18 protein-coding genes are annotated in these 15,937 nt (G+C 65.0%); 10 read left to right on the top strand and 8 right to left on the bottom strand.

Translation table 11 applies throughout. The features are described from left to right. Positions 1–11 precede the first annotated feature (11 nt). From F7O44_RS15385 to F7O44_RS15375, 3 genes are read left to right on the top strand one after another with little or no spacing between them, the layout of a single operon-like run. On the top strand, positions 12–629 hold the full coding sequence (locus F7O44_RS15385) for a TetR/AcrR family transcriptional regulator (RefSeq protein ID WP_162451153.1): 618 nt from the start codon (positions 12–14) through the stop codon (positions 627–629). Positions 630–638: 9 nt separating this feature from the next. Continuing rightward, positions 639–1,082: a cupin domain-containing protein gene (locus F7O44_RS15380; protein WP_162451152.1), complete on the top strand. Its 444-nt coding sequence runs from the start codon at positions 639–641 to the stop codon at positions 1,080–1,082. Positions 1,083–1,134: 52 nt separating this feature from the next. Further along, positions 1,135–2,091, top strand: a complete 957-nt coding sequence (locus F7O44_RS15375; protein WP_162451151.1) for a GNAT family N-acetyltransferase — start codon at positions 1,135–1,137, stop codon at positions 2,089–2,091. Here the strand turns inward: F7O44_RS15375 and cydB are convergent, their stop codons facing one another. Both cydB and F7O44_RS15365 read right to left on the bottom strand, forming a co-directional pair. Then, positions 2,092–3,093, bottom strand: a complete 1,002-nt coding sequence (gene cydB, locus F7O44_RS15370) for a cytochrome d ubiquinol oxidase subunit II (RefSeq protein WP_162451150.1) — start codon at positions 3,091–3,093, stop codon at positions 2,092–2,094. 33 nt (positions 3,094–3,126) lie between these two features. After that, the gene (locus tag F7O44_RS15365) at positions 3,127–4,632 is read right to left on the bottom strand and encodes a cytochrome ubiquinol oxidase subunit I (RefSeq protein ID WP_162451149.1); all 1,506 of its coding nucleotides are present in this window, start codon (positions 4,630–4,632) and stop codon (positions 3,127–3,129) included. A 149-nt stretch (positions 4,633–4,781) separates the two neighbouring features. Here F7O44_RS15365 and F7O44_RS15360 point away from each other — a divergent pair, with 149 nt between their 5' ends. Then, the gene (locus F7O44_RS15360) at positions 4,782–5,174 is read left to right on the top strand and encodes a BlaI/MecI/CopY family transcriptional regulator (protein ID WP_162451478.1); all 393 of its coding nucleotides are present in this window, start codon (positions 4,782–4,784) and stop codon (positions 5,172–5,174) included. After that, a complete protein-coding gene (locus F7O44_RS15355) occupies positions 5,171–6,079 on the top strand; it encodes a M56 family metallopeptidase (RefSeq protein ID WP_222851399.1) in 909 nt (302 codons plus the stop codon). Before F7O44_RS15360 ends, F7O44_RS15355 begins: the two co-directional genes overlap by 4 nt. A gap of 54 nt (positions 6,080–6,133) precedes the next feature. On the opposite strand, the gene F7O44_RS15350 is transcribed toward F7O44_RS15355, so the two are convergent. Continuing rightward, positions 6,134–6,772: an HhH-GDP family DNA glycosylase gene (locus tag F7O44_RS15350; RefSeq protein ID WP_162451148.1), complete on the bottom strand. Its 639-nt coding sequence runs from the start codon at positions 6,770–6,772 to the stop codon at positions 6,134–6,136. A gap of 132 nt (positions 6,773–6,904) precedes the next feature. On the opposite strand from F7O44_RS15350, the gene F7O44_RS15345 reads away from it, so the two are divergent. Continuing rightward, the gene (locus tag F7O44_RS15345; RefSeq protein WP_162451147.1) at positions 6,905–7,366 is read left to right on the top strand and encodes a VOC family protein; all 462 of its coding nucleotides are present in this window, start codon (positions 6,905–6,907) and stop codon (positions 7,364–7,366) included. Positions 7,367–7,589: 223 nt separating this feature from the next. Here F7O44_RS15345 and F7O44_RS15340 read toward each other — a convergent pair whose 3' ends face one another. From F7O44_RS15340 to F7O44_RS15325, 4 genes are all read right to left on the bottom strand, one after another. Next, positions 7,590–8,669, bottom strand: a complete 1,080-nt coding sequence (locus F7O44_RS15340; RefSeq protein WP_162451146.1) for an RNA ligase (ATP) — start codon at positions 8,667–8,669, stop codon at positions 7,590–7,592. A gap of 232 nt (positions 8,670–8,901) precedes the next feature. Next, positions 8,902–9,657: an SDR family NAD(P)-dependent oxidoreductase gene (locus F7O44_RS15335; RefSeq protein WP_162451145.1), complete on the bottom strand. Its 756-nt coding sequence runs from the start codon at positions 9,655–9,657 to the stop codon at positions 8,902–8,904. Further along, the gene (locus F7O44_RS15330) at positions 9,654–10,661 is read right to left on the bottom strand and encodes an AAA family ATPase (RefSeq protein ID WP_162451144.1); all 1,008 of its coding nucleotides are present in this window, start codon (positions 10,659–10,661) and stop codon (positions 9,654–9,656) included. Before F7O44_RS15330 ends, F7O44_RS15335 begins: the two co-directional genes overlap by 4 nt. 88 nt (positions 10,662–10,749) lie before the next feature. After that, positions 10,750–11,820, bottom strand: coding sequence for a DUF4192 domain-containing protein (locus F7O44_RS15325; protein WP_162451143.1), 1,071 nt, complete (start codon positions 11,818–11,820; stop codon positions 10,750–10,752). Positions 11,821–12,152: 332 nt separating this feature from the next. On the opposite strand from F7O44_RS15325, the gene F7O44_RS15320 reads away from it, so the two are divergent. From F7O44_RS15320 to F7O44_RS15310, 3 genes are all read left to right on the top strand, one after another. After that, a complete protein-coding gene (locus F7O44_RS15320; RefSeq protein WP_187361373.1) occupies positions 12,153–12,920 on the top strand; it encodes an IclR family transcriptional regulator in 768 nt (255 codons plus the stop codon). Between the two features lie 71 nt (positions 12,921–12,991). After that, complete coding sequence (locus tag F7O44_RS15315) at positions 12,992–13,855, top strand: A/G-specific adenine glycosylase (protein ID WP_162451142.1); 864 nt, start codon at positions 12,992–12,994, stop codon at positions 13,853–13,855. Further along, positions 13,852–14,340 carry a DUF2599 domain-containing protein gene (locus F7O44_RS15310; RefSeq protein WP_162451141.1) on the top strand — a complete coding sequence of 163 codons (489 nt, stop codon included), beginning with the start codon at positions 13,852–13,854 and terminating at the stop codon, positions 14,338–14,340. Before F7O44_RS15315 ends, F7O44_RS15310 begins: the two co-directional genes overlap by 4 nt. A gap of 54 nt (positions 14,341–14,394) precedes the next feature. On the opposite strand, the gene F7O44_RS15305 is transcribed toward F7O44_RS15310, so the two are convergent. Then, positions 14,395–15,135, bottom strand: a complete 741-nt coding sequence (locus tag F7O44_RS15305) for an HAD-IIA family hydrolase (RefSeq protein WP_162451475.1) — start codon at positions 15,133–15,135, stop codon at positions 14,395–14,397. A 184-nt stretch (positions 15,136–15,319) separates the two neighbouring features. On the opposite strand from F7O44_RS15305, the gene F7O44_RS15300 reads away from it, so the two are divergent. Then, a complete protein-coding gene (locus F7O44_RS15300; RefSeq protein ID WP_162451140.1) occupies positions 15,320–15,850 on the top strand; it encodes a hypothetical protein in 531 nt (176 codons plus the stop codon). Positions 15,851–15,937 lie beyond the last annotated feature (87 nt).

Below are 15,937 nucleotides of genomic sequence, written 5' to 3'. Positions count from 1 at the left end.
GGGAGGTGACGATGGCCGATAGTGATCGCGCCGCGGGTACAAGCGTCTCGCTGACGCTTCAGGATCGGCCGCGGCCAGAACGTGCCGATGCCGCCCGAAACCGCAGGATCCTTCTCGATGCGGCTGCCCGGATCCTTCGAGACGACGGCGTGGCCGCGCTGTCCATGGAGACCGTCGCAGCGGCAGCAGGCGTCGGGATCGGCACCGTGTACCGGCGCTTCGGCGACCGCTCCGGTCTGGCGTATGCCCTTCTCGACCAGCACGAAAGAACATTCCAGGCCGGCTTCATGTTCGGCGCTCCGCCGCTCGGCCCGGGGGCGCCAGCGGCCGATCGGCTCCACGCTTTCCTGCACCGATGTGTCGACCTGCTCAGCGAACAGGCCGAGATACTCGCCATGGCCGAATCCAGCAGCCAGCACTACCAAACGGGCGCCTACGGCGTACGACGACGCCACATCTCGATGCTGCTCGACGAGATCAACCCGGAGCTCGACGCCACTTACCTCGCCGACGCACTGCTCGCAACCCTCTCCGGCCGCCTTTTCCTGCACCAGAACACCGACGACGGCATGAGCGCCGATCGCATCAAGTCAGGCTTGGACCAGCTCCTGCGGGGGATAACGGGTTAGTGTGACGCCATGTCTGCCGACCGGCCGCGGCCACACATCGCCGAAGAACTCGACCTCGAGCCGCACCCGGAAGGAGGCTGGTACCGGGAGACCTGGCGTTCCGATACCACTCTCTGGCCGGATGGATACAACGGCCAACGTGCAGCCGCGACATGCATCTACTTCCTTCTCGGCCCCGGTGAAGAGTCACGCTGGCACGTGGTGAAATCCGCGGAAATATGGCTCTGGCACCGCGGCGGCCCGCTTCAAATCAAGCTCGCCGGCGACGGTGAGGCACCCGGTTTGCAGCCGCAGACGCTGGTCCTAGGTCCGAACGTCGCCGCCGGCGAGTCCCCTCAAGTGATCGTCCCGCCTGGAATATGGCAGTCGGCCCAGCCCACCACCGACCAGAGTGTGCTGGTTTCGTGTGTCGTCTCGCCCGGCTTCGACTTCGCCGACTTCCACATGCTGTGAGCACGCGCCGATCCAACGACGCAGTTGCTCCGCTTCTGTTAACGTGCCCGGGATGACCTCGCCTACGCCTGACGCGCTGGCCGCGGCACACACCCTGCGACTACGACGCGTAGACGACGCGCTACCGGCACTTGGTCCGCTGACGCCCACCTCTGGCGCCACGATGATCACTGCCTCGATCGGAGACTCCCAAGCGGCCGGACTCGGCCAGACCAGCCGGGTGGCGCCCGAAGATTTCGCATCTTGTTTCCAGGCACTCCACCAGCATTCCCTCAAGGTCCGGCTCGACGGGTCCGATCTGACCGCCGCGCTGCACGCCCTGCTGAACAAGTGGCGAGATGTCATCGCCGGGGAACAGCAGGCCGACGACGAGACCGCGGCCTCCATCACCTGGCCCAGCCGCGACACCGCCGCTGTCTCCGCGCTGGTCCGGCATGGGTTCTTGCCAACAGCCGCCGTCGCGATTCACGAGCGGCCGGTGTCCACTCCGGGCGACACCGACCCCTCGGTGCGGATACGCCGCGCCGAGCCGGCAGACCTCGACAGCGTCGTGGCGCTTCAGCTGGAAGCGCTCCGCTACGACGAGCAGTTCGGCAGCTGTACCGTGCGCGAACCTACTGAACGGACGCTTCGTGCGCGTCTGACGGCAGCGCTGGCGAGGCACGACGGCACAATCATGCTCGCTGAACGAGGCCCCAAGGCCGTGGGCCTGGTGATCGTCGATCTGCCACCCCGAACGGAGTGGATCACGGGACTGGTCAACGTCAGCCGTGCGGGCTACCTCGAGTGTTTGAGCGTGACCGCTGAGGCGCGCGGGACGGGGATCGGGCGCGCCCTCGTCGATGCGGCGCACGAACGGTTCCGGGATGCCGCCATCGAGACGAAGCTGCTGCACTACTGTGTGGTCAATCCGGTCTCCGCGCCGTTCTGGCACGGACTCGGCTACCGGCCGCTCTGGACCCACTGGACGGCCCGCCCGCACAGCTCGATGTTCGGGCCGTCTCGGTGATCACGGAATGTGCTGGACCCCGATCCGGCGCCGGAACATCCAGTACACCCAGGACTGATATGCCAGCACCATCGGCACCAGCGGCACGGCTGCCCAGGTCATAACCGTCAGTGTGTAATTCGTGGATGACGCGTTCGCGATGGTCAGACCACCGATGTCAGACGTGGAAGGCAACACATTCGGGTACAGCGTGGAGAACAACGCCACACCGACAAGCACCACTGTGGCGAAGGTCGCGATGAACGCCCACCCTTCCCTGCCGCGCGTGTTCATCGCGGCCCCCGTGGTCAAAGACGCGATGGCGGCTGCCCCGGCGATCCACGCCAGCCAGGTCACCGAGCCGCCGCCGTGTGCTGCGACGGTCCAAAGCACGAAGACTCCGGTAGTCAGCACGCTGATCGCAGTGGCCCGGCCGGCCAACGCCCGGGCCCGGGTACGGATGTCACCGACGGTCTTGAGGGCGACGTAGTGCGCCCCGTGCACAAGCGCGAGCATGAGAGTCACGACGCCGCCGAGCAACGTGTACGGGGTGACGATGTCAGCCAATCCGCCGACGAAGTCATGCCGTGCGTCCAACGGCAGGCCTTGCACAAAACCCGCCAGTAACACGCCCCACAAGAACACCGGAAGCGCCGATCCCCAGAAAATCGCCCGGTCCCACCATCGCCTCCATTGCTCTGAGTCGTGTTTGGCGCGGTATTCGAAAGCCAGCCCACGCACGATCAGCGACATCAAGATGAGCACCAGGGGCAGGTAGTAAGCGGACCACGCGGTGGCATACCACTCGGGGAATGCGGCGAACGTCGCTCCGACGGCCGCCACCATCCAGACCTCGTTGCCGTCCCACACCGGCCCGATGGTGTTGATCAGCACCCGGCGCTCACGGTCGTTTCGGGCCAGGTTCCTGGTCAGCAGTCCAACCCCGAAGTCGAATCCCTCCAGCGCGAGGTAGCCGACCCACAAAACAGCTACCAGGACGAACCAGACGGTTGCCAGGTCCATGGCTCACCCATCCTTCTCATTGATCATGTGTGCTCAGTAGGCGAAAGTGAGTGGCTGATCAGCATCGTCATCTGGATCGGGTTGCAAGCCGTCGACGTCGTCGCCACCCGGCCCGGCGGCAGGCTCCCCGGAACGACCTCGCCCCCAGCGCGCCTCAGCACTGATATCGGGCAGGCCGGGGCGGGCGTATTTGACAAGAAGCCAGATCCAGAGCCATGTCAACCCCGCGTAGAGGACGGTGAATGCCGCCAGGGTGGCGAAGACACTGCCCGCGGTTGAGCCTGGAGTCACGCCGGATGCGGTCGGCATGAGGCCGAAGACCAGCCATGGTTGCCGGCCGATCTCGGTGAAGATCCATCCGAACGTATTGGCCGCCAGCGGCAGGAACGGCAGCACCACCGCGGCCCGCAGGGCCCACGCCGACGTCGGCACCCGGCCTCGCCTGGTGGACCACAATTGCCAGGCGGCGATCGCCGCGGCGAGTCCACCGAATCCGATCATGAGCCGGAACGTCCAGTAGGTGGCCGGGATGTTCGGCGCGTAGTCGCCGGGGCCGTAGAGCTCCTGGTACTCCTCCTGGATGTCATCGATCCCCTGGACTTCCCCTTCGAATGACCCGGTGGAAAGGAAGGACAGCAGATACGGGATCTCGATCGAATACAGGGCCCGGCTGCCGTCGAGACTTCCGACCGTGAACAGCGAGTACGGTGCCGCTTCCTGCGTCTCGTAGAGTGCTTCCGCGGCAGCCATCTTCATCGGCTGCACCTCGGTCATGACTTTGCTCTGGATATCACCCGTCACAGCGGTGCCGACACCGCCGATCAAGACGGTAATCGCTCCGATGCGCAGCGCCTTGCGGAACACTCCGGCGTCGCTTGCCCCTCCAGGCTCACCCATGACCGGTTCCCGGCGACCTTGAACCAAGTGCCACATCGCGATGCCGGCTACAACACCCCCGCCCACCAGGAACGCGGCGAAGATCGTATGAGGAAAGGTGATGAGTGTCACCTTGTTGGTCAGTACTGCCCAGAAATCGGTGAGCTCGGCGCGGCCCGCCTCCTCGTTGATCTCGTAGCCGACCGGATTCTGCATGAAGGAGTTGGCCGCCAGGATGAAGTATGCGGAAAACAACGTGGCACATGCGGTGACCCAGATAGCGGCCAGATGCACCTTGGGCGGGATGCGCCCCCACCCGAAGATCCACACCCCGACGAACACCGACTCCAGGTAGAAGGCCAGCAACGCCTCCATCGCCAGCGGCGCGCCGAAGATGTCCCCGACGAATCGGCTGAAGTCGCTCCAGTTGAGCCCGAATTGGAACTCCTGAACCAGCCCGGTCACGATTCCCACCGCCAGGTTGATCAGCAGCAATTTGCCGAAGAACTTGGCCAGCCGCAGCCATCGCTCGTCCTGGGTGCGCATCCAGATCGTCTGCATGATGGCAACGAGGAACGCCATCGAGATCGTGAACGGGACGAAGAAGTAATGGACCACGGTAGTGATCCCGAACTGCCATCTCGCCAGATCGACGACGTCCATCAGCACACTCCTTGATTACTACGAGCCGTCGTAGATACTACTAGGCGTAGTAATTACCTACTACATGGGGTCGTACTACGAGGGGTAGGTATGCTGGACCTGTGGCTCAAGGACGACGCGCGCAACTAGGCGAACTCGAACGGGCGGTCATGGACTATCTGTGGCACCTCACCCACGACTCCAATAACACCGGTCAAGACAGCCTTCCCGCAGGTCAACCGCAGGCGGCCACGGTGCGCCAGGTGCACGACGCACTCGGCAGCACCCGGGACATCGCCTACACCACGGTGATGACCGTGCTGGACCGGCTCGCCAAGAAGGGCGCCGTCGAGCAGATCAGGGACGGCCGCGCCTATCTCTACCGACCAGCTGTCAGCCTGGACGAACTCACCGCGGAGCTGATGCACGACGCCTTGGGCAACGCCGACGGCGCGAACCGCGCCTCAGCCCTCGTCCGCTTCGTCGACACCGCATCCGCTGACGACGCCGCGGCGTTGCGCGCTGCGCTGGCCGAACTGGAACGCCGGGACGACGTGACGTGATCACGCCACTGCCGATCACGGCCACGCCGGTGGTCCTCACCGTGCTGGCGTTGATCCTGGCTGGTCCAGCACCCGAGTGGCTCGCCCGGGCCCAGTGGCAGAGCCGGGTGCCGCGGGCCGCCCTTGTACTGTGGCAAGCGCTCACCCTGGCCGCGTTGTTGTCAGCCCTCGGTGCCGGCCTGTCGGTCGCCACCCTGGCCGCCTACTACGACCGGCCGGGCACCGGCATGCTGATCCTGCACACCGCGGCCGCCACGTTCACATTGTTGGTGCTGGCCCGACTGCTCTGGGCAGCTCACACGCTCGGCACAAGTCTTCGGGCCAGGCGCCGGCGGCATCGCCAGCTCGTTGATCTGGTCAGCCGGAAAGACCACCGTGCACCCGGGGCTCGGGTGCTCGACGCCCAAGAGGCCTTCGCCTACTGCCTGCCGGGACTGTCTGCGCGGCTGGTGGTCTCGTCGTCAGCTGTCGAAACGTTGAACGACGCCGAGATCCGCGCGGTTCTGGAACACGAACGAGCGCACGCAAGGGCCCGCCACGACCTCGTACTCGAGGGGTTCACGGCCCTGCACAATGCGTTTCCGCGGGTGGTACGCAGCCGTGCCGCTTTGGACACGGCCGCCGGGTTGATCGAGATGCTTGCCGACGACGCCGCCCGGCGCCGAGCCGGCGCGCTCCCGCTCGGACGGGCACTGGTCCGTCTGGCCGACGCTCAGGTGCCGGCAGGAGCGCTCGGCTCTGGGAGTGTCTCGCCGCTGGCCAGGATCCAGCGCCTCGGCAAGCCGATGCCACCTGCGCATCGCCATCTCGCAGCCGCGGTCTACATAGGTGCCGCGGCGCTCATCGTCGTCCCTACCCTTACGGTCGCCGGGCCATGGCTAGCTCACCTCGCCACGTTCGGATGACGACGCGCTCTCCTGTCCATCCCGCTTCCACCTACAGCTGAGGCGACGTAGGAGTCACGCTCCTTTCACGTCAGACACGACGTCGTCGCTGAGGGCCGCTCGCACACATCCGGCCGTCAGTGCCGGGAGATCGTCAGTAGACACCAGTTTGGCCAGACGGCCGGGATCGGTCGGGAAATCCAACTTCCGGGCACCGTCCAGCACACGTTTGTCGAGGTAGGGGGCGAGATCGGGCCATACGCCCTGTGCCTCACGGCAGAAGATGGCGGCACCTGCCGATCCGATGCCGGGAAACTCTTGCAACCGCCGCTCAACATCCGGGGTGTCCTCGGACGCCTGGTGCAGAATACGCAGGTCCCCCTTGTAGCGCTCGATGAGCGCCTCGGCGCCGTTGCCAAGCATCGTGGCCGTGCGCTCGTCGTAACGACGGTAGCGGCCTCGCCCAAGCGCGTCCACACGGTCCTGCCAGCTCGCTTCCAACATGCGCTCCGGCGTTCGGTACCCAGCTTTCGACAGCTCTCGGGCGGCAGCGACCGCGATGTCGGCGCTGATGCGGGCGGAGAGCAGCATGGACAACACGAGTAGCTGGTAGAGCGGGGAGGGCTTGTCCGCCATTTTGATGCCTGCCTGCTCAGCGAATGTTGTCCCATGCCGTTCCACGAGGGTCTTGGCTCGGTCGACTTGAGAAGCCATGCGAGCCGGTTACCCACATCGATGGCCGGCACACATGCAGCCTCGGTGCCGGTGGGAGGCCGATTCTGTCAGCGCGAGGTGTCAGGGTAGCTCCATGGATGCAGACGTACCCGCCATGGACGGAGCGCACCGATGAGCCGCCACATCCAGATCACCTTCGATGCCCACGATCCACGCGCATTGTCGTCCTTCTGGCGCGACGTACTAGGCTACGTCCACCCCATCCCGCCCGGAGCCGACCAGACCGCGCACGCCGACCCGCTGGCCGCGTGGGACCACTTCCTTGCAAAGAGCGGAGTGCCGGACGATCAGCGCAACGCCGCAGCAGCCATCGAAGACCCAGACGGACACGGCCCACGACTGTTCTTTCAGCGGGTGCCGGAAGACAAAGTCACCAAGAATCGTGTCCATCTCGATGTCCGTGCAGCCCCCGGGCTAAAGGGCGAGGAACGGATGGCCGCTTTGGAGACCGAGTGCGGACGGCTCGTCGCGCTGGGAGCAACTCGAGTACGTTGCCATGAGCCGGCGCCTCCCATGAGCGGGGGTTTCATCGTGATGACCGACCCCGAGGGCAACGAGTTCTGCCTTGACTGACGCAGCTTGAGCTGGCCTCGCACCCGAGGACGAAAAGATGCCGGGGCGACACGGAGAACGTGCGTGCGTGCGCCCATCCCGCGGCGAGCACATGGCGCGGTCAGACGGCAGTGGTCCGGGCAGGTTGACCGGCTTCGCCGACCCGGGCAAGAGGGGGCCTGGGATCACCCCTCTTGCCCGGGGGTCTCTGATGAGTCGTGCGTCATGGACGCTTCGCGACCGTCTACTCGTACTCCGTTCCGCCTTCACGTGTCAGATATGCGGGCGACACGAACTTGGCCACGGCACGCCCACCGGTCAACGCGGATCTCCGCTCACGGACGGGCCGCGCGACCAGACCTTCGCGCAGGTGCAGAGCGGTACGGCTGATGGATTCGGAACCGTTACTGAGGGCGAACAGCATGTCCTCGTCATAAGGCCCGGCGTAGAGACGTGGAGCCAGCGGAGGCGGATCTTCGAACTCACCCATGATGCTGACGAGCTCATCGGGATCGAGCCACCAGCCCATCGCCGCGGTTTCCACCCGAACATCGAAGACGGCATAACCAGGTCTCGGGCTATAGGCATCGGCACCGTAAGTCAGATCCTGCACTCCTTTTCCGTAGATCTCACCGAAGATGCCGACACTATGCGCGTTCATCATGTTCGCGATGTTGTTAGCGACCCAGGGGATGTTGTAGGCCAAGATGGTTCGCCAATAGAGATTTGATTGACTGTACACAAGGGCTCGCCTCTTCTTGGCATATCCTTTTGATGAGACGAAGTCTGAATTATTCACGCGAGTATAGAGACATGCGGTTCCGTGAATCTTCTCCGTAGCCACGACAGGTTCACCCACCTTGAACATATTCGGATACCGCTTGATGTCTTCGATTTCGATCCATGGCAGCAAGCCCGGCGCCGGCCCGACGGGACCGGCCAGGTGAATCGGCGTAGGCGGGGTCCACTTCGTTATACGCAGGGCGTCGGCGAAGTTGTGCCCACCAGCATGTGCCTTGGCCAAGTCAACTCCGGACAGTGCTGCCGGCCTGCACACTAAGCCCTGGGACAGCTGACCACGTAGCCGAATGGCTTTGACCCGGTTGCGCCCCACGCCTGCCAGCTGCCCAGTCAGGCCGATCTCGGCAATCAGATCGTCCGGCAAGATGGAGCCCTCGGGAATATAGACGGCCCATTCTCCGGTAGCGAATTCACCTTTAGGAACTACAGCCGAAAAGCGCCCGATTTGAGCTATTTCCAGCGAGTCCGCGTCAGGGTGAGGGGAGATGGTCAATTGCTCGGCCGTCACTCGAATGCTTGTCACAAAGAACAGCGTGCCAGGCCGTATACCGGCCCGCTAGGTTCAAGGGGCCCTAGACTTAATCAAGCCCGCACTTGACTTAGTATCGCCGTGGCCATGGCTCGTTGAATACACGCTGCAATGGCCGGAGACTCGCTTTCCAGCGTGTATTCAACGTGCCATCCCGCACGCTCGGCAACCACTCGTCCTGTCTGGCGCTCCCCGCCCCGCCGACTCATCAGGTTGCGGAACAGTTCTAGAATTCGGGCTCTCGCGCCAGCGCAGTCCGGCCGCCGTCGACCGGCACCGTGGCGCCGGTGACGAAACTTGCCTGATCTGACAAGAGGTAGGCGATGGTGGCCGCTGCCTCGTCCGGGCGTCCAATGCGCTCGAGTGCATGCAGCAACTCCGTTTGATGCCCCCACGTCGAACCCCGGGCGGCGAGATCATCCTGATAACGCTCTACCGCGATGGTGCCGAGAGCTACCGCGTTGGCCCGGATGCCATGGGGACCGTAATCGACCGCCACCGCCCGGGTCAGCCCTTCAATGGCGGCTTTCGCCGTCGCGTACGGCAAGCACCCGGGCACCGGCCGCTGCGCCTGATGAGATGACACATTGACAATGGCACCTCCGGTGCCGGCCGCCATGAAAGCCCGCACCGCCGCGGCGCATCCGACGACCACCGGGGTGAGATTGACCGCGATTGCGTCGGCGACCGCCTGCGCACCAACCGAGTGCAGTGAGACATCTCGGAAGACCGCGGCGTTGTTGACCCATCCACGCAGCGGGCCGTGCGTCCCCACGTGCTCGAGCGCGCGAGCCGTCACCGTCTCGTCGGAGGCGTCGCCGGCGACCACCGTCACCCGGTCGGCGGCAGGATGTTCGCCCGCCCATCGCAGTGCCGCGGCATCGAGGTCCAGGGCGACGACATGGGCACCGTCGGCGAGTAACTGTTCCACCACCGCGCGGCCCACGCCTCGGCCGGCGCCGGTGACCACGTACGAGCTCATCGCGCTGCCGCCGGACCGGGCACCTGGTCCAGCACTTCGGCCACCACGGCGGAAGTACTGATCTGCGTGGTCCATGCTTCCGGCGTCAACGTCAGCCGATGAGCCAGCGCCGCGACGGCGACCTCCTTGACGTCCTCAGGCACCACGTAGTCCCGGCCTTCTAGTACCGCCAAAGCACGGGCTGTCAGCAACAGCGCTTGCGAGCCGCGCGGAGAGGAACCGACCTCGATCGAGCGATGTCTCCGGGTAGCCACCGCTAGATCGACGCAGTAGGCGATGATCGACTGATCCACATCGACGCCCTCGACGCCCGCCTGGAGGGTCAGCAGACTGCTGGCGTCGACCACGGCAGACACCTCGGTCTCCTCGCGCCTGCGGGCCACCCGGCGGGCGAGCACGTCGGCCTCACGAGCCGCCTCCAGGTAGCCGGCTGACAGCCGGAGCATGAACCGATCCAGCTGGGCTTCAGGCAATGGATATGTGCCCTCGTACTCGACCGGATTCGAGGTGGCCAACAGATGGAACGGCCGCGCGAGCTGGAACGTGGTGCCTTCGACGGTGATCTGTTTCTCGGCCATCGCTTCGAGCAACGCCGACTGCGTCTTGGGAGGCGTGCGGTTGATCTCGTCCGCCAGCAGCAAACCGGTGAACAGCGGCCCAGGCCGGAACGAGAACTCACGCGGCCCGGGATCCCAGACGTAAGACCCGGTGACGTCGCCCGGCAAAAGGTCCGGAGTGCACTGCAGACGGCGAAACTCGAGGCCGAGAGCGCCCGCCAGGCTGCGCGCCGCCAACGTCTTGCCCAGCCCAGGGACATCCTCGAAGAGCACGTGACCACCTGCGAGGATTGCCGCCAGTGCAAGCCGCAGGCTGCGCTCCATCCCCACGACCGCGGTGCCGACCTCCTTCAAGACCGCCGCGCCGGCCTCCGCGATCTCGGCCACCGTGGCCGGTTGGGGTCCAGTACCGGCTAGGCCCGCCTCGCCAGCTCCGTCCGCCGTCATCAATCGACTCCCTCAACGAGCGCTGCTGAAGATCGCTCTTCAGACGACGTCAACAATATCCCGGTCCGGGTGATCCGGCGCGCCCGGTTCAGGCGGCCTGCTGCTCATTCCCCGTGACGGGCGCCTCCAATACACGGCGCGCACGTACAGCCATGGTGCGGATCTCCCGCGGATGGATGTGGTTGCTCAGCAATGTGTCGAGGATGAGCGCCATTTCGTATTCGGGGTCGTGCCGCAGCGCCCGCTCCAACGCGACCGCGGCGAGCGCGCCTTGGCCGTCTTGGTAGGCCACAGTCGCGAGAACCGTGCAAATCGGCGCCGCATGTTCGTCAACGGCACGCTGCGCCAGAGCCGTCAGGAATGCCAGGAATTCACGGAGATCGGTGTCCACGCTCCAAGCGATCATCCGGTCGCGTAGCCACTTGTCCTGAAGGCAGAGCAGCACATGGACCGCATCGGCGTCGTCGAGGCGGCAGCCCTCGCTGACGAAGCGTTCCAACATCCCCCGCGCGAGGCCCAGCGCTTGCGACCGCACCTGTTCCAGGCCGTCGTCGAGCATCCGCTCCGGCAACCGCGCCGCGGTCTCATCGAAGAGCTGACGCAGTGCGACAAGGCGCAGAGCCACCGGCCCAGCGATACTCTTGGCCAGCGCGTCCCGGTCTGGCAACACCGCCGCCCCGGATAGAGCACGTCGAGCCTCCAGCTCGGTCACCTCGCTGCTGGGCGAGTCCGGCAAGGGTGTGCCGTCCGCCGGACAACATGGTTTGAAGCACGTATAAGAGAACCATCGGCCGTCCCTGACAAGCAGCAATTCCAGCCAGGCAATGCCTCGCTGGTCGAGCTGGTCGAGCAATTGGTCGATCAGACCGGCCTCCGGCAGACGTCCGTCGCTGTCCGCTTGTTCTGTGAAACACACGGCGACCACGGCGTCGGGGTCCTCTCGAGCGATCCGGTCAACGAGGTCTGCCACGAATTCGTGCCGGAACGCCGGATCTGGTAGGTCGGCCCGGAGCGCGGCTCCGTTTCGGCTGCGCGGGCCGTGCAGCCCGACCATGACCAGACTCTCGGCAGGGTGGAATCCGACGAAGGAAGGGATGGCTCCGACCAGGTCGGCCGGCGAGCTCAGCCGTACGGGGCGAGGTTCAAGTATTGGCGTCATGGCCACGACACTCGCACTCAGGTAGTCAGGACCAACACCCGTGAAACACGGAATGTGGATAACTTCTTGTACGACTGTCCCAAGATTGTGGAAAACTATGCCTGCGCCGGCCCGACGGGAGCGGCCCCGGGTGGGAGATCCGCATACAGCCCGAAAGCCACCAAACCACGCAAAGTAGTGTGCGGCAATACTGCCGCCACGCTAATCTGTGTGGTTTCATCAAGTGCAACCTGTTGGCCAAACATATGGGATCGCACAAGCGCGAGGCCGGCCTGGGCTTGTCTGCCGACGCGGCCTTCGAGGTGCTGTTGACGAAATGAGGAGTTCGCGACATGGAACAGCCTGAGAACCCGGGAACGGTCTACTCGATCCGTGCGGTGCAGCGCGTCTGCAACATCCTCGACCTCATCCAGGAGAGCCCCGAAGGATTCTCTCTGACCCAGGTGGCCGAGGTGACACAGTTCCCAAAGAGCTCGGCATACCGCTATCTCGCAACTCTCGAGTCGCGTCGCTACGTGATGCGGGACCCGATCACCGGTCTCTTTCGTATCGGCCCGGCGTTCCTGCCTCTCCAGTCTCGTCAGCTCGCGGTGCTAGCCGACCGCGTCCGCCCTTACCTGACCGCCCTGCGAGACCAGTTCGAGGAGACGGTCAATCTCGGCATCCTCGATGGCTACCGGGTGTCCTACGTCGAAATCATCGAGAGCCCGCACACAGTGCGTCTGGCGGCCCGCGAGGGCGACCGCGACCAGCTGCATTGCACTGCCTTGGGCAAGGCTATCGCCACCACTCTGGACGACGACCGCGTCACCATGATCCTCGAGGCCGAAGGCATGCCGCAGCGCACTCCCAGAACCATCACCAGCATTCCGGAGTACCTTGAAGACCTTGCGGCTTCTCGTCAGCAGGGCTTTGCCATAGACGATTGCGAGAACGAATCCGACGGACGATGCGTCGCCGTCCCCCTCTCGCAGATCGGCATGCAGGCAGCTATCAGCATCTCCGCGCCTTCGTCGCGCCTATCGATGGACGACGTACCGCATATCGCCCACGCCCTCAGCGAGACGGCCAAGGCGCTCGCCAACGACACGAATCCGTGAGGACCGGATCGAGCTCCACAAACGACCTGGTCGATCGGGCGGCCGCCGAACTGTCGGTTAACCTGCTGTCGATGCATGACACGGTCATCGCGTGGTACTCCGCGCACGCCAGGGACCTCCCGTGGCGAGCGCCGGATCGAACGCCCTGGGGCGTGCTGGTCAGCGAAGTCATGCTGCAGCAGACACCCGTGGTTCGTGTCGAACCGGTCTGGCGTTCCTGGATGGCGCGCTGGCCCGAACCCGCGAGCCTGGCTGCCGAGGAGCCCGGTGCCGCCATCCGGGCATGGGGCCGGCTCGGATACCCACGCCGGGCGCTGCGGCTGCACGGTGCGGCCCGGGTCATCGCGGAGCGGCACGCCGGGAAGGTCCCGTCGTCGTATGAAGAGCTCTTGGCACTTCCCGGAATCGGTGATTACACGGCTGCGGCCGTCGCGTCATTCGCTTTCGGACAACGCCGTGCGGTTCTCGACACGAATGTCCGCCGGGTCTTGGCTCGCGCGGTGTCCGGAACGCAGTATCCGCCCAACGCGACCACCGCGGCCGAGCGGCGGCTGGCCGAGTCACTGCTCCCCGACACTGAAACAGCCGCCACATGGTCGGTTGCCGTCATGGAACTCGGAGCGCTGATCTGCACAGCTCGCAAGCCTCGATGCGACGCCTGTCCGATTGCGCATCAATGCGCCTGGCGGCTAGCCGGCGCGCCGCCACACGATGGGCCACCACGCCGCGGGCAGGCATGGGAGGGAACCGACCGGCAAGCTCGCGGCAGGCTGATGGCCGTGCTCCGGGAGGCGGATCATCCAGTTCCCAAGCCGGCCCTCGACGCCGTGTGGCCGGCCGCCGCACAGCGCGAGCGTGCGCTGGACGGCCTCGTGGCAGACGGTCTCGTCGAGCCACTCGACAACAACTTCTACCGGCTGCCGGGGGCAAGATGAAACGCTACGTCGCCGGTGTCGCTGTCGCTGTCGGCGTATTACTGACGAGCCCTTTGCTCGCTGTGCCAGCGCATGGCGCGCAAGGCCCGGCCGCCCGGCCCGATCCAGAACTGCGCGCACACGTGGCCGTGATCACGATCAGCCCCACGTCGCACGCCGGGCGGCCCGGCACGGAGACCAACAGTCCCTCCAGAGGCGAGTTCATCGACCGGGTCGAATGGATTCCGGACCCGAACGGCCGCCGACTCGCGGTGTATCCGACTGGCTACGCCCGGTACGACGCTCCGGCGTCGGAATGGCCGTCCGCATGGGCGGAAGTGATCCGGCTCGAGCCTGAGGCCGACCACGTGAATATGCGCGACCAGTTCCGCTGCCATGTCGAGTTCGCCCGGATCGCTGAGCCGGAGAAGCCGAGCTGGAACCTGGAGCTCTGGCGCCCCGATGCCGGCTATCTTGCGACCGTGCTCACGCAGTGCAACCCGTGATACGCCCGGATTCGCGCGGATCCCTGGACAACCGTTGGGCCGATGGCGGCAACGTCAGATGATCTCGACCAGGTCAGCCACGGAATCGATCACATGGTTCGGCCGGTACGGGTAGCGCTCAATGTCATCGCGCTGGGTGGAGCCGGTGAGCACCAGCCAGGTGGTCAAACCGGCTTCGATGCCGGCCACCACGTCAGTATCCATCCGGTCTCCCACCATCGCGGTGGTTTCGGAGTGTGCTTCTATCCGGTTCAGCGCGCTGCGGAACATCATCGGATTCGGCTTGCCGACATAGTACGGCTCACGCCTGGTGGCACGAGTGATCAAAGCCGCAACCGCGCCGGTAGCGGGCAGCGGACCGCTCTGCGACGGCCCGGTAGCGTCCGGATTGGTGGCGATGAAGCGTGCGCCGGACTCCACCAGCCGGATCGCTTTGGTGATCGCCTCGAAAGAGTAAGTCCGCGTCTCACCGAGAACGACATAGTCCGGTTTGGTGTCGGTGAGGACATAGCCGACCTCGTGTAGTGCCGTCGTCAGGCCTGCCTCGCCGATTACATATGCGCTTCCCCGCGGATGCTGGTCGGCGAGGAACTGCGCTGTGGCCAGGGCCGAGGTCCAGATCGATTCTTCGGGGATCTCGAGCCCCGATGCCGCCAGCCGGGCAGCGAGGTCACGTGGGGTGAATATGGAGTTGTTGGTCAACACTAGGAACCGTCGCTCCCGGTCGGCAAGCCGCTGCATGAACTCGGCGGCCCCCGGGATCGCCTTCTCTTCATGGACGAGCACGCCGTCCATGTCGGTCAGCCAGCACTCGATCTCACGGTCGCTCACATGGCCACTGTACGCCCGAGCCCGCGCTCGAAGGGCGAGCGCTCACCCATCGGACGTGCGGCATATACCAAATTTGTACTGCCCCATCACATCTGTTCGGTAGCCTCTCGACGGTTCGTTTCACAGCAACTATTCAGGAGTAACCACCATGACCCGCAAGAAGAGCATTCTGTCGCTTTTCGGTGCCGCGGCACTGACGATCTCCTTGACAGCCTGCGGCGGCGATGACAACGGCAGCGACAACAACGCCGGCATCACCCCTATGAGTGAAAACAACGACGACGCCACCGAAGACGAGGCGGCAACCGAAGACGAGGCCACCGAGGACGAAGCCACCGAGGACGAAGCCACCGACGAGGAGGCCACCGACAACCAAGCCGGCGGCGCCAGTGGCGAGTACTGCAGCGAGGTCGAGGCCATGGGCCTCGCCATGATGAACCCGCCGGACCCCACTGACGGGGAAGCCGTCGGCAGTGCTGGCGAGTCCTTCCAGGCCATTGCGGATATCGCTCCGGCCGACATCAAAGCCGACTGGCAAGCCATGGCCGACGCCTTTGTGTTGATCTCCGAGATCGACTACACCGACCCGGACTCCATCGCGGCCCTCGAAGAGTTGGACGTCGAGGTCTCCGCCGACCGGATCACCGATCACCTGATGAGTGAATGCGGCGTTAGCTGATCAGCCGCTCTGGAACGCGTAGACCTCGTCATGCGGGTCTCGACATTCCGATACAGTGCTTCGGTCACGTTTCAACTCACGATCCGA

Origin of the sequence: Phytoactinopolyspora mesophila (genome assembly GCF_010122465.1) — a bacterium.
Classification (GTDB): Bacteria; Actinomycetota; Actinomycetes; order Jiangellales; family Jiangellaceae; genus Phytoactinopolyspora; species Phytoactinopolyspora mesophila.
Note: the sequence above shows the minus strand (reverse complement) of the source record. Positions and strands in the feature narration are given on the sequence as shown.